General features: G+C 45.4%; 8 protein-coding genes. All 8 read right to left on the reverse strand.

The features are described 5' to 3' along the window. Nucleotides 1-135: 135 nt before the first annotated feature. Nucleotides 136-1,599 carry a catalase KatB gene (gene katB, locus AB4135_RS01725; RefSeq protein WP_371989786.1) on the reverse strand — a complete coding sequence of 488 codons (1,464 nt, stop codon included), beginning with the start codon at nt 1,597-1,599 and terminating at the stop codon, nt 136-138. 528 nt (nt 1,600-2,127) lie between these two features. After that, the gene (locus tag AB4135_RS01730; protein WP_371989788.1) at nt 2,128-2,382 is read right to left on the reverse strand and encodes a hypothetical protein; all 255 of its coding nucleotides are present in this window, start codon (nt 2,380-2,382) and stop codon (nt 2,128-2,130) included. A 119-nt stretch (nt 2,383-2,501) separates the two neighbouring features. After that, nucleotides 2,502-2,939, reverse strand: coding sequence for a PaaI family thioesterase (locus AB4135_RS01735; protein ID WP_220735737.1), 438 nt, complete (start codon nt 2,937-2,939; stop codon nt 2,502-2,504). A 279-nt stretch (nt 2,940-3,218) separates the two neighbouring features. After that, on the reverse strand, nt 3,219-3,929 hold the full coding sequence (gene deoD, locus AB4135_RS01740) for a purine-nucleoside phosphorylase (protein WP_371989790.1): 711 nt from the start codon (nt 3,927-3,929) through the stop codon (nt 3,219-3,221). Between the two features lie 88 nt (nt 3,930-4,017). After that, entirely contained in the window at nt 4,018-5,244 is a 1,227-nt protein-coding gene (locus tag AB4135_RS01745; protein ID WP_371989791.1) for a NupC/NupG family nucleoside CNT transporter, read from the reverse strand. 638 nt (nt 5,245-5,882) lie between these two features. Then, on the reverse strand, nt 5,883-7,625 hold the full coding sequence (ushA, locus tag AB4135_RS01750; protein WP_371989792.1) for a bifunctional UDP-sugar hydrolase/5'-nucleotidase UshA: 1,743 nt from the start codon (nt 7,623-7,625) through the stop codon (nt 5,883-5,885). A 168-nt stretch (nt 7,626-7,793) separates the two neighbouring features. Beyond that, nucleotides 7,794-10,382: an endonuclease gene (locus AB4135_RS01755; RefSeq protein ID WP_371989794.1), complete on the reverse strand. Its 2,589-nt coding sequence runs from the start codon at nt 10,380-10,382 to the stop codon at nt 7,794-7,796. Nucleotides 10,383-10,457: 75 nt separating this feature from the next. Beyond that, on the reverse strand, nt 10,458-13,721 hold the full coding sequence (locus AB4135_RS01760) for an ExeM/NucH family extracellular endonuclease (RefSeq protein WP_371989796.1): 3,264 nt from the start codon (nt 13,719-13,721) through the stop codon (nt 10,458-10,460). Between the last annotated feature and the right edge of the window lie 26 nt (nt 13,722-13,747).

Here is a 13,747-nt window from a genome sequence, read left to right on the forward strand (position 1 = left end):
GGTGCTAGGTGCTAGGTGCTTATTCAAAAAAAGGGCAAAACAGAATCAACTGTTTTGCCCTTTTCTGTGCTTGTTTGCACTTATTTCTTTATTGCTAGAACCTGTTGTTTCTAGCAACTAGAACCTTCTAACCTTTTACAACCCCAATGCTTGTTTAATGCGTTGGCCATAGTCGCTATCAGCTGCAGTAAAGTGTTCAATCATCTTGGTTTGGGTCGCTTCACTGACCACACTTAATGTACCGACAATGTTTGTAATCAATCTTGCCTTCTCATCTTCTGGTAGTAAGCGGTACAAGTCTCCGGCTTGGCTAAAGTCATCTTGGTTATAACGACTGTAACGGTCAGCTTCACCATCTAAGCGCAGTGGTGGCTCAGCAAACTGCGTCTGATCTTGCAAACCATCATGGCTGTTAGGGCCATAGTTACGACTCGCATCACCACCGGTTTGACTGCCAGAGAATGGGCACTGAGTTCCGGCCATTGCGCCGCCACGTTGATGATGGTTTGCCGTCGTTGCATGAGGGCAATTCACGGGTAATTGGTTGTAGTTAGCGCCAATACGGTAGCGCTGTGCATCAGCGTAAGCAAATAAACGCGCTTGCAGCATCTTATCTGGTGATGCGCCCACACCAGGTACTAGATTACTTGGCGCCAATGCAACTTGCTCGACCTCTGCAAAGTAGTTCTGCGGCATACGATTAAGCTCTAATTCGCCAATCTCTATCAATGGGTAGTCAGCATGAGGCCATACTTTAGTCAGATCGAACGGATTGATCTTATAAGTATTCGCTTCAACTTCCGGCATGATCTGAACTTTAACGCTCCACTTAGGGAAGTTGCCATCATTAATCGCTGCCACCATGTCACGCTGCGATGAATCAGGATCGATACCTTTTAATATATCTGCCTGCTCAGCCGTCAAGTTAGCAATACCTTGCTGGGTTTTGAAATGAAACTTAACCCAGAAGCGCTCGCCTTTGGCATTCCAAAAAGAGAAAGTGTGCGAACCAAATCCATGCATTTGACGGTAATTTGCTGGAATGCCTCGGTCTGACATTAATATAGTTACCTGGTGCAGCGCCTCAGGATTCAACGCCCAGAAGTCCCACATTGCATGTGGATCTTTTAAATTCGTTTGCGGATTGCGCTTTTGGGTATGAATAAAGTCTGGAAACTTAATCCCATCACGCAGGAAAAAGGTCGGAGTATTATTACCGACAATATCGTGATTACCGCGCTCTGTGTAAAAGCGTAGGCCAAAACCACGAGGATCTCGCTCAGCGTCCGCGCTGCCCATCTCGCCACCAACGGTAGAGAAGCGTACAAAAGTTTCTGTTTGCTTGCCCACGCCGTTGAAATGGTCTGCCAGTGTGAAGTCACTTAAGTCTTTAGTGAGGGTAAATGTACCGTAAACCCCTGTACCTTTCGCGTGCACAATACGCTCAGGGATGCGCTCGCGGTTAAAGTGCGCCAGCTTTTCAATTAAATGCCAATCTTGAAGTAATAACGGTCCACGTTCACCGGCCGACAGTGAGTTTTGGTCGTCGCTAATTGGTGCGCCATTTTGTGCAGTAAGAACTCGGTTTTGCTGACTCATAAATTACTCCTCAATCTTGGCTAGGTTCAAGCCAAGTTTCGATTAAATCAAAAATGGTGGCCATGGTTTATCTCCTCTGTGCAACACGATAACGCGCTGCGGTGATATTGACCTCTTGTCGATGGATTAATATTAGTCGTCACACGCAAAACAATAAAGCGATTAAAAACGATAACGCTAAACGCAAATATAGATTGGTTATTTAAAAATTCTATCTGAGTAGTAGGCTAACTTTCTGACTAAGACCAGTGTTCGCCGAAAATACAATAAACGTTTAAGCAGATAGCATTAACTGCAACTGTCTTAATATCTAAATTAATCAATTGGATAATAGGTGAAGTATCACTTAGAGGAACGTTTAGACTGCTACGAAGTAGAGTGATATAAGACATCAGTTGGGGCGTGTAAATTTACAGGGGTGAGTAATTGAACGTTACAGATGATGTAAAGTAAAAGGAGGTCAATTGATATTGCCTCCCTAGCTAGCAGAGTATTCACTCATGCCTAATAAACGATAATAAAACCTCTTCAAGAATCTGGATTGCCCTGCTCCTGAGGCGTGGCTTTATAGAGTTTAACTAAATAGTATGCATCAATCAGTACAATGAAAAAGTTAACTAATGCGACTGGAATAGCATCAATTGCTAAGCCATAAGCCACAAACAGTGCTGCACCAATCAGGTTCCACCAGCGTAGCTTTTTGATATTTGACATCATCAGCGATATGGCAACCACTACAGAAGCTAAATACCCCACCCATTCCCATATTGTTGCGCTATCCATTTTCGCTCCAACCTTTATCCTAAAAAATCATATACTGAGTATGGGCAATAGATTGCCAATGCAACAGCTTATTGCGTAATTAAATACTCTATAGTGCGCTTACCTTCAGCTATTGCTTATCAGCGTTTTACTACCGCTGCAGTCATTCTCGATATGCAACATAACTCACCAGCACTATTGTGGATTAATACTTCCCACACAGAGCTGCGCTTGCCTAAGTGTATAGGCTTTGCAGTCGCCGTTAATGTGCCATTCCGTGATGCTTTTAGATGATTAGCATTGATCTCTTGTCCGACGCAATAATACTGCTCAAAATCGACTGCGAAATTCGCGGCATAACTGGCTACGGTTTCTGCCAGAGCGACGTTTGCGCCACCATGCACAATGCCGAGAGGGTTATGCACAGCAGGAGATGCCGGCATCGTTGCCTTCATATAGTCATCACCAATCTCTGAGATGGTGATCCCCATTGTTTGCATTAGCGTACCTTTGCCATGCATCCCTGAATCCATCTTGGCACATGTTTCTAAGCTTACCGGTCTAAACCAAATCGACATCTGTTACATCCATTGTTGTAGTTATTGTCGACAGTCTACTGTGTAAGCAAGATTGTTTAAACAGGTAAGATGAGTACAGGTTGTGTTTTTAACGAGTGGCAGTCGAGACAAAAAGTAGCTAAATAGGAAGAGTTGGCGCGCGGTTAAGCTTAATATTAGGTGCTGTCACGTTTTCACGTTCAACTTGTGTGCCTAATCGCGCGCCATAGGGTAAAGAGTTATATCACTGAACAATATCAGTAGTGGCTTAACTCTCTATTAAGGCCAAAAGGTCGAGTATTAAATTAAGTCTTCAACGGCATCAAGTGTCAGCTTAATCATCTCATTCAATGTTTGCTGGCGCTCTTCTGCCGTCAAATGCAACCCCTGGCGCAAGTGGTCTGTCACAGTCATCATTGCCAATGCCTTAGCGCCAAATTCTGTTGCAACACCATAAAGGCCAGCAGCCTCCATCTCGACGCCTAAAATGCCGTACTTCTCCATCAAGTCGTAACGCTGTTCATCACTGCTATAGAATAGATCTGATGAATAAAGGTTACCAACGTGGTAGTTAACCCCTAGCTTTTCTGCTGAGTCAGTGGCACGTTTTAACAGGTTAAAATCGGCAATCATGGCAAAATCAGTATTAGCGAAGCGCGTTTTATTAACGGCAGAGTCGGTGCTAGCTCCCATTGCCATCACCACATCCATCAACTTGATTTTGTCACTGACTGCGCCACATGAACCAATTCGAACAATATTCTCGACGCCATATTCGGTAATCAACTCTTTGGCGTAGATAGAGATCGAAGGGATCCCCATGCCTGATCCCATCACTGAGATGCGTTTGCCTTTGTACTCACCGGTATAACCCAACATGTTACGTACATCTGTCACTAACACCGCATTATCTAGAAAATTGTCAGCAATGTACTTAGCACGCAGTGGATCGCCAGGCATAAGCACAGTTTTAGCAAATGCGCCTGCTTCGGCATTAATATGTGGTGTCATAGTCTTTCCTTTTGTATCAATTAGGTGCTTGTTGACCCCTCAGCAAGCACACCAAAACCCTAGTTAGATTTACAATCTCTGTTTTAAATTATCCCGCGATGCTAAATAGCAAACCTGCGATTGTGCCGCTCATTAAGTTAGCCAGTGCCGCGCCAATTAGTGCTTTCATGCCAAGTTCACTTAAATCATGTCTGCGTTCAGGACAGAGCGCCGCTAAGCCGCCCATTACCATTGCCAAAGAGCCTATGTTGGCAAAGCCACACAGGGCAAAACTAATAATTATCTGCGTTTTCTCAGACAGTTGATCAGACACTTTTAGGAAATCGATATAGGCGACGAATTCGTTAATGACCATCTTTTGACCGATAAATGATGCAGCCTGAACCGCTTCACTCCAAGGCACTCCCATCACCCACGCAAGAGGCGCAAGAATGTAGCCTAATATCGCTTGCATGGTTAGCTCCTCGAAGCCGAACCAGCCACCAATACCGCCAATAAAACCATTCACAAGGGCGATAAGACCGACAAAAGCGAGTAATAGCGCTGATACGCTAAGCACTTGCTGCAAGCCCATAGCCGCGCCACCAGCAGCAGCATCAATCACATTGGCTGGCTTGTCAGTTTGCTCATCGAGAACTTTTTTAATGTCATTTACTGGCTTTTCTGTTTCTGGCCACATTAACTTGGCAAACAGAAGTCCCGCTGGCGCTGTCATGAAGGCTGCTGTTAGAACATATTTAACGTCCACCCCCATCTGAATGTAGCCAATCATGGTGCCGCCAGCAACAGATGCCAACCCGCCGGTCATCACCGCAAATAGCTCTGAGCGTGTCATGTGTTTAACGAACGGTCGCACCATTGATGGCGCTTCGATGGGCCCAACAAAGATGTTCGCGGTCGCGGAGAGTGACTCGGCGCGGCTAGTACCAAGTAACTTTGATAAACCACCACCAATCACACCAATAATCAGCTGCATAATGCCCAAGTAGTAGAGCACTGCAATTAGAGAGCTGATAAACACCACCACGCATAACACGTTAATGACGAAGATAAATCCTAAGCTAAACGTGGCGAGCCCACCAAATAGGAACTTTAAACCTTCATTAGCGTAGTTGATTACATGCATCACTCCGCTTGAAGCGCCGTCGAGCATGGATTGTCCCATAGGGAGGTACATCACAAATGCACCAAAGGCGACTTGAAATGCCAATGCACCGAGCACGGTACGTAGGTTGATAGCTTTGCGATTTTCAGATAATGCTACCGCAATACCCATCAAACAGAGCATGCCCAATAAACTGATGAAAACTTCCATACATTTAGAACCACATAAATATTGATATGGGTGCAGTGTATACAGGATGCACTTAGCCGCAAGAGATCTAGCGTGAATTTACAGAATAAACTTAAGGTTTCAAAGCTTTGAGTAGCTAACTATACTGAGCAGGGTAAAAGTTAAACTTTTCATAAAAACATGCAGACAAAAATTTCACACCAAACCCAGCAAAGTCAACAACCAACTACGACTTGGCAACAGATTTTATAGGAAGTAACGTTATAGATTTGGTAGGGGAATAGCATTAACCGAGCCAATTTAAGATCCAAATACTACGGAAATGTAACTAATTAACACACATATTTAGTCACTGATATAATATTGAGCGCTAAAAAGCGAGTAAAAGACAATTTAGTCCATGTCATCATTGACGGTTGGGTTAGTCAGTCTAGAAATCAACTCACCTATGACCACTCGATTAGCTTAACAGCCATTTATTAAGCGGAAATGAAAAGCCATCTCCTAGTCTGGAAATGGCTTTTAGGTTTTATACCGTTTTGCTTTTATCTATTAATCAAACCGATAATATTGACGTTATTAGCGGCCAAATCACTCAATGCTATGATCACTGGCTCTAGGCCTCAAGCTTCAGCTAACGACCTTCACTAATAATCAGCTTAACCACCGCAACCATCAGAATTTCTGGAGTTGATATAACGCACATCTTTCGCGGTGTTATAGTCGGCAGGATCGAGCGAGTCATGCTTTTTGATGAATTGATAGAGCATGTCAGCATCAATAAAGCCTGTATCTCGAGCTTTTTCCTTTAGCTTGGGATATTTGTTACCGCCCGCAGCGTTGTAGCTAGGGAGAGTAAAACGATAGTTATCCGTTAGCTTGAAAGGTTTGTCGCCAATAGCTTTGATGTCGACATCTTTCGCTTTACAGTCAACCGTCATCTTGATGCCACTAAAATGAGCAAAGCCTCCAGAGCCTCGCGTCTTAAGTGCCACCTTAGACAGATACTGTTTCAGTTCATCGCCATTCATCTCAGTCACAGTCACACTGTTAGAAAAAGGCTGCACCTTGAGTACATCACGATAGCGAATAGGCCCTTTTTTTATGCTGGCACGAATACCGCCGGAGTTCATGATGCCGAAATCCGCAGGTACAGGCAGCTGAGTTTGAGCATGGGCTATCATTATTCCTAGAGGCATCGCTTGGTAACGCACCACCTTACGCTTACCAATGAAATCTGCCTTTGCAACACCAATCTCTTCCCTCAGCTGTACCTGCCCCTTGCGCTGATAAGGACGCAGCAGCTCAACAGTTTCTGGATCCTTGGGGGTTAGCATCGAAGAATGCAGCATAAAACCATACTTGCTTTCAGTGTTTACGGGCACCAGCTCATAGCTTGCTAGATGCAACTCTCCAGCGTAATACTCAAAGTCAGCACGGCCTATGAATTTGCCCCACTCGTAGGCTTGCATAATCCAAGTACCATTTTGACGATCAGGCTTACAAGGCTCATCTCGAGCATACTTTTCGACGTATTCACCAGTGTCGCCTTCCATACATACAGGCAGTTGTGAGTGACCGCCAATGATAGCCTGGATCTGACCCGGCTCTAAGCTGCGAGCCAGAGCAACATCACCCGGAGCATTACTGCCATGGTTACCGTTTTCATAGTGGCCCATATGGGTGAGGCCAAACACCAGATCAGGATGATGCTTCTGCTCAAGTTCTGCCAAAACACCTTTTGCCTCAGCTTGAGCTGAAGTGAATTTGAAATCTGCAACATACTCTGGATTACCGATTTCAGCGGTATGCTCGGTAGTTAGGCCGACGACGGCGAGCTTCAAGCCTTGTACCTCAAACACCTTGTAGGGTTCAAAGTATCGTTGCCATTCACCATCAACTTGGCGATAGATATTGGCCGATAACCATGGAAACTCTGACCAAGCTCTTTGCTTATCCATCACCGTTGATGGATTATCAAACTCATGGTTGCCCACGGCCATTGCATCATAGCCAAGGTGGTTCATGCCGATAAAGTCTGGCTCGGCGTCTTGCAGATCAGATTCTGGAACGCCAGTATTGATGTCACCACCGGAGAGCAGTAACACCTGCCCTCCCTGCTCAGTAACCTCTTTGCGGATCTCATCAAGGATGGTTTTCCGCGCTGCCATGCCATAGCCACCATTTTTACTGTGCCAAAAACGGCCATGGTGATCATTGGTGTGAAGCAAGGTAAAGCGCTTGCAGTCATCGCCTGCAGCTATACAGGCGGCAGATGCAGTCACTTTCGGCACTTTAGGCGCTTCTTCCACCTTTTTCTTACCACAGCCAGTCAATGCCAACGCAAAGGCGATAGCTGAACTAGTTAGAAGCAGGCGAGAAGGACGGAGTGAAGTATTCATAATAACCCTTCAGTATTAAACAGATAAACATTGCCATTCGCTTTATTGATTAGCTTTCTCATCGTGATACCAAAGCGCCAAGATGGAATATAAGGCAACGTCTGTACAGTTAAAAAAAGCAGCACCAAGAGCGATCCCGGTGCTGCTTTTTATAGGCTTAGCGAATGACTAGCCTTGGCGGCGACGCCACCACATTAGCGGTAGCAGCAAAGTCATAAGGCCACCTAAACTACCGGCACCATCAGGCTTAGTCCAACCCGCTTCTTCAGTGTTTTCCACTTCAAGGCTAACAGACTTACTGAAGCTTTCTTCACCAACAGTTGCCGTGAGCTCAAACACAAGCACTTGATCGATATTTACGCTAGGTGAAGTCACATCAAGTGTCAGGCCTGTAGCGGTAAACTCTGCCGTGGTTCCTGAAAGCTGCTTCCAGCTGTAGCTAGTACCTTCTGGAGCGTCAGCAACAGTGGCTGTAATGGTAGTTTTATCTCCTTCAGTAACTTTGGTTGCACCTGCAAACTCTACACTCAGAGTCAAAGGCACGTTAACTACGCTCAGGCTAACGTCTTTGGTTGTGGCCAAGCTACCGTCACTGATGGTCAAGGTAAAGTTCAAAGTCTCATCGGCTTTAACTTCTGGTGCAGTCAGAGATAATACAGCTTGGTCGCCCACAACCGTCTTCTCTTCAGCAACAATCTGCTCCCACTTGTAAGTAAGAGTAACACCTTCACCAGCCGTGATTGCAGAAGCATCGATAGTGTATGCAGTACCTTCAGTTACACTCTCAGGAGTAACAATATCACCATCAACTACCAGAGCAGGGTTTGGATCGTCACCACAGACTGCACCATACACTTCTTGTACTAACTCTGGACGGTCAATGAATGGGTTACGGTTGCCCTGGTACTTGTATACTTGATTGTTACGATTCTGCTCATAAGTATCAACAGCATCTAACTTGTTCCATGCGTACAAAGTACAAAGCGTACCGATGAGCGGCTCACTATCTTCAGCAGTAGTAGTTAGACGATCAACAACGATGAGATCAGGCATATTCGTTGTCGCTGTATCGGTACCTTGATAACGCGTATCCATATACATGATCATACGAGCTACATCGCCTTTAACCTCATCACGAGGTTCCCAGCAGTCAGTAGTTTTGTTGAGGTAATTACCTGTACCAACACCGTTGAATAGTACTTCTTCACCCGTGTCGCTACATGCACCAAAGTCATTGTTGCTTCGTGCTGTGTTGATGCCAGGATCTGAAGGACGCAGGTGGTGAGCATCGGTGTAGCCCCACTGTGAGTCGCTTGGGAAACCATGACTCTTGGCCCAGACGTGCTCACGATTCCACTTGCCCGCACCACTACCACTAGTCTGGTTGTCGTACTTTGAAATAGATTCACCAGTGTAGATCTCGATAACTTTCTTATCGTCAGCAGGATCTTGATCAGCGTAGGTCAGCGTGCTCCAAACCTGCTTATAGCTCAGTTGCTTATGATCTTTGGCAATGATTACCGATAGAGCATTTTTAAGCTCTTCGGCATTAGCAAAATCACCACTCAGTACATCTGAGTAATAGATCTCAGCATTGAACGTAGTCGGATCGGCAACCGGAGTCAGCGTTTCGCAACCAGTGCAAGGGCCAGTTTCAGGCTCTGGTTCAGGCGGCGTCACAGAACCATCACAGGCACTCTCGCCAGCACAACCAAGGCCATCAGCGGTATCCTTAGCCAAAACAAGCCATTGCTCCTTAGAAGTTCCAGGGTAGGTATCCGAGGTATCAGTGTCACCGACCTTGACAGAATCTTTACGACGTAGTGTTTTATCTACAGTGGAAAACTCTCCATCGCTCCATTTTAGCTGCTCTCCAACCTTACCAATGCTATCAATGACAGCACCATCTTTGGTAAGCACCATAGCATCGTCGCCATTAAACCAAGTTACTTTGGACTCAGTTCCGACTTTAAACTCATCGGTTGCACCAGAATTATGGAAGACAATACTATTGCCTGGCTCTATAGTTCCAGACAAAATTTCAGTATCACCAGCATCTACAGCACCATTGGAATGCTTGGCTAACTGGTAAACATTAGCGTCAAGATCGATAGCACTACCACCGACATTGGAGATCTCAATGGCTTTATTGTTGCTACCACCTTCAATGTACTCAGTAATCAACAACACACCAGGCTCAGCAACGAAACTACAGGCATTCTCACCAATACAGCCAAATCCGTCGACAGTATCCTTGGGTTGAGAAGTCCAATCGCTCTCGTCGAAAGTATCTTTAGCTAGCATGGAGCTAGTAGTATCGCTACGTCGCAGCGTGACATCTTTACCCCAATCTTTGGGGGTAGGTACCGCGCCAACAATATCAATTACCGTGTCGCCATTGAGCAGCGCAACGGCATCAGTTCCATTCTGTTGAAGCCCGCCAATCATCTCCGTTACGCTAGCGTCGAGATTCAATACAGCATCAGTATGTCTAACAACTAAGATACCTTTTGCTGGTATTTCTTGATCTGTAAATGCGACCATATCTGTCGTAGTCGTTGCGCCATCTTTGTAACGAACTAGCTTATAGCCATTTAAAGACTGTGCAGCATCACCAGAGTTATAAAGCTCAATAGCTTTATTGAATCCGCCGCCTTCAATGTATTCTGTAATCAGTAAATCAGCACTTGCCGTAGTAGAAAAAGCGCCCAAAACCATAGCAGTAGCCGCAGCAACTGCATTCATTTTAATTGTCATAATCGTATCTCTTTTGAATCCTTGATGGGAAGCACACTGCCCGCAGGCTGTGTGCTTCATTATCGAGATCAACGCTTACTTGCGAAGACGACGGCGTATAGCTGCTAGTCCGAACAGGGATAACAAGCTGATGAAGCCGGCACTACCCGCACTACCGTCACCGCCAGTGTTGTCGGTTTCTTCTTCAACAATGTCAGCAATCAAAGAGTCACGGCTAGATACCTTCGCTTTGAAAGTTTGCTTAGACCCTTCCACAATTTGGCCATCACGCTGCAGGCTTACGCTAACGTTGTAGATAGCTGATGGCGCACCGAAGACTTCGAAATTAACTAAAGCTGTTGCGTCATTAGAAACAACCACATTAGGCAACACCATTTGGCTCAAATCTAAGCGCTCTTCATCATTTGTAGGAGTCATATTGACAGTCGCTACATCGCCAACTTGAGCAGTAACACCCGCTGGGATTTGATAAGGAACCTTGATTAACTTTCTCAGTTTTGGCAGGTTCAGAGGCACGTTTGCATCCGCATCGCCAGGCTTATAGCTAAGAGTGATTAGCGCAGGATCGTGATCCGACGCGCGATAGATGTCCTCTTTATAGAACTTATGCGTTCCAGTACCGTCGATGGTACCTTTGAAGCGGTTCTGGTAGTCATACAGACCAGTTTCTGCTGCATTAACATGCCAGTCTGTGGCATCAATCACGCGATCTTTTAGCGATGGTGAGATCAAGATGTGATCAAGCGAGCCTATTTCGTCACTGAAAGAGTAACTCCAAGGCGTCTTGCCCTTCTCTTTATAGACGTCACCGACGATATCGATGTAACCATAAGTCTTAGTGATTACGGCTGCAGAGCCATCTTCATTAAACTGAGGCTTAGGTCCAAGGAAAGTGTGGCTAGCGGTAACGATCGTCTTGTTGCGTGGGTTCTCAGTAAGAACGAGTACAGGATCTTCTTTACCATAAGCGTTCAAATCACCAAGGATAATCTTATCCCCAAGAACGTCTTCCATCTCTTCACCTAAGTGCACAGCACCGGCTACGCGGAACTCAGCACAAGAACCTTGGTAGTCCAAATCTGGTGCAGTACGGTTGTTCCATGTCGTGGCATTGCCAAACTCAACACCTTGCCACTCTTCCCAGCAAGTAGAGCCTTTTGACTTAAGGTGATTTACCGCTAGCGTCAAGCGCTTGCCTGTTTGGTTAACGATAAAGGTTACAACTAGAGCGTCACGGTGGTAGTTCTGGCCGTTCTCTAGAATTTCCTGGTTCTGATCTTTGATCACCTCACCTAAGTCGTTCACTATGGTAGGTGCTTTCTGCTGAGGCATTGGGATAACGCGAGTGCGTTCAACGCTCATTTTGCTTGGGCGGTATATGATACCAGTTGCAATAGCGTCAGAACCAATAGCGTCTAGGTTATCCAACATTTGATTGCCGTTGTTGTCGAAACCAACAAACACATAACGGTTCTCAGTGGAGTTAGGACCATTATAATCCTGAGCTCGCTCATCGACATACTGAATATTAACCTGGTTGACAATCTCAGCAATGGCACTGGCATCGCCAAAACCATTGTTTTCAATCTCCATCAGGGCCATAACATCGGCATCCTGAGCACGAATAATCTCTACCAGCTTGGTTCTCTGGTTAATGTATTCATCGTAGCTATCTGCACCTCGGCTCTGACCAAAGTTGTTATTGTCGCCACCGAAAGGAGAGTTAAAAAAGTTAAACAAGTTCTGACTGGCAACACGGATAGCAAAATCATTTTCTGCCACAGTGTCATCTAGATCAGGTTTATCTGTACGCGGTAAGTTGTGGATAAAGTTATCGCTAGTCAACGCGTTAGTTATAGTCAGGCTGTAGTCCTGATCATATTTATCAGTCCCAGGGATCAACTCAGTTTCGTATTGGCTGATCACACCCTGCGCGTTAACCAGACTATCATCGATACGGATGTAGTTAGTATGTGGGTCACTGTTAAAACCAGCGTAATAAGGCAGCTCGGTGCCGTTTGACTTAGGCGAGCTTTCAATCACTAAACGATAGTCATTGTTTTGCTCATAAGCCCCTTTAGACTCTGGACTACCTGCAACATGCAAGTGGTTAGGCTGTAAATTCGGACGCTTATAAGCGGCAACCATGTTGTTACGGTTATGCCCTTTGCTACTTAACAGGTAGTTGTAGCTGAAGCTGCGAGTAATACGCATATCCTCTTTGGCTTCATCGCTAGGCGTACTTGGATCCAAATCTTCAGGCAGATTAACCAACATACCTTCGTAACGCTCTAGGGTCTTATCGAAAGAACCATTATCAGAGCTTAATACCTGAATATCGGTTGGGGCAATTACAATGTTAGTATCAGTAACGTTCCAGCTAAATGCGGTATCTGCTGACAGCTGTGTCTGACCTTCAAACTCAGCCACTTTGCTGCCAATACAAACAGTTTGACCGACTTTAAGATCAGCTGCTGCACTTGAACTAACGAAGATGCCATCGGAGGTTTCAGGGTTGTTGTCTGAAGCTATATTGTTAAGATAGAAACCTTCATTAGGGATAGATACCTTAACTGAAATAATCCCTTCTACAGCAATTTTGTCAGCGGATTCAGTTTCACCAGCTGCAATTAGAGGCGAAGTAAAGCCTGTACCTTGAACTTCGCTAGGCGACCTAATTTCACTCTGATCAGTTGGACAAGTGAAGATATCCATGATGTCTTCAGCATCAGCAGCAGGTAGCTCTGATTTACCTAAATCATCAAATCTCATTGGCAAGATGTTCTGCCATTTAGTCGCATCGAAAGTGCCTGATTGAGCAGGATTACTGCCGTCAGCGGCTTTTTTACGACGTAAAGTAGTGTTCGGTGCCCACTTGCTATTATCGTTCACGGCTCCAACACGATCGATAACGGTATCACCATTTTTCAGGAAGAAACCATCATCACTGGTCATGAACAAGTTGTTGTACTTATTACTGCTGTCATAGGTAGAAACGACAACAGTGCCACCTTGAGTCTCAATGGCATTACGAAACTCTTCGCTAGATCGACTGTTAACAATCACCATTGACGCGCCAGGCGCAAGTGTCTCGCCTGTCAACAACGGCTTAGCATCAGCATTAAGCAACTCGTTGTCGTACTTGCCGCTAGAGCGTTGGTAAGCAGTAATATCTGCAGTAAAGGTAAAGGCATCAGCGCCAGTATTCGTGATCTCAACCGCGCCCACATTGGCATCGGTACTTTGGGTCATTTCAGTGATCAGCAGGTCTTCAACGCCAGCAAAGGCGCCCATGCTGATAGTGCTGGCAATGGCCAGCGATAGGAAACTTTTCTTCATAGTAAGCTCTATAGAAAGTTGAATTC

This window comes from Shewanella sp. 10N.286.54.B9, assembly GCF_041468565.1.
Taxonomy (GTDB): domain Bacteria; phylum Pseudomonadota; class Gammaproteobacteria; order Enterobacterales; family Shewanellaceae; genus Shewanella.

Excerpts from the sequence above, each read along its gene's own strand:
- katB (WP_371989786.1), bottom strand. The coding sequence starts at position 1,599 with ATGAGTCAGCAAAACCGAGTTCTTACTGCACAAAATGGCGCACCAATT.
- AB4135_RS01730 (WP_371989788.1), bottom strand. The coding sequence starts at position 2,382 with ATGGATAGCGCAACAATATGGGAATGGGTGGGGTATTTAGCTTCTGTA.
- AB4135_RS01735 (WP_220735737.1), bottom strand. The coding sequence starts at position 2,939 with ATGTCGATTTGGTTTAGACCGGTAAGCTTAGAAACATGTGCCAAGATG.
- deoD (WP_371989790.1), bottom strand. The coding sequence starts at position 3,929 with ATGACACCACATATTAATGCCGAAGCAGGCGCATTTGCTAAAACTGTG.
- AB4135_RS01745 (WP_371989791.1), bottom strand. The coding sequence starts at position 5,244 with ATGGAAGTTTTCATCAGTTTATTGGGCATGCTCTGTTTGATGGGTATT.
- ushA (WP_371989792.1), bottom strand. The coding sequence starts at position 7,625 with ATGAATACTTCACTCCGTCCTTCTCGCCTGCTTCTAACTAGTTCAGCT.
- AB4135_RS01755 (WP_371989794.1), bottom strand. The coding sequence starts at position 10,382 with ATGACAATTAAAATGAATGCAGTTGCTGCGGCTACTGCTATGGTTTTG.
- AB4135_RS01760 (WP_371989796.1), bottom strand. The coding sequence starts at position 13,721 with ATGAAGAAAAGTTTCCTATCGCTGGCCATTGCCAGCACTATCAGCATG.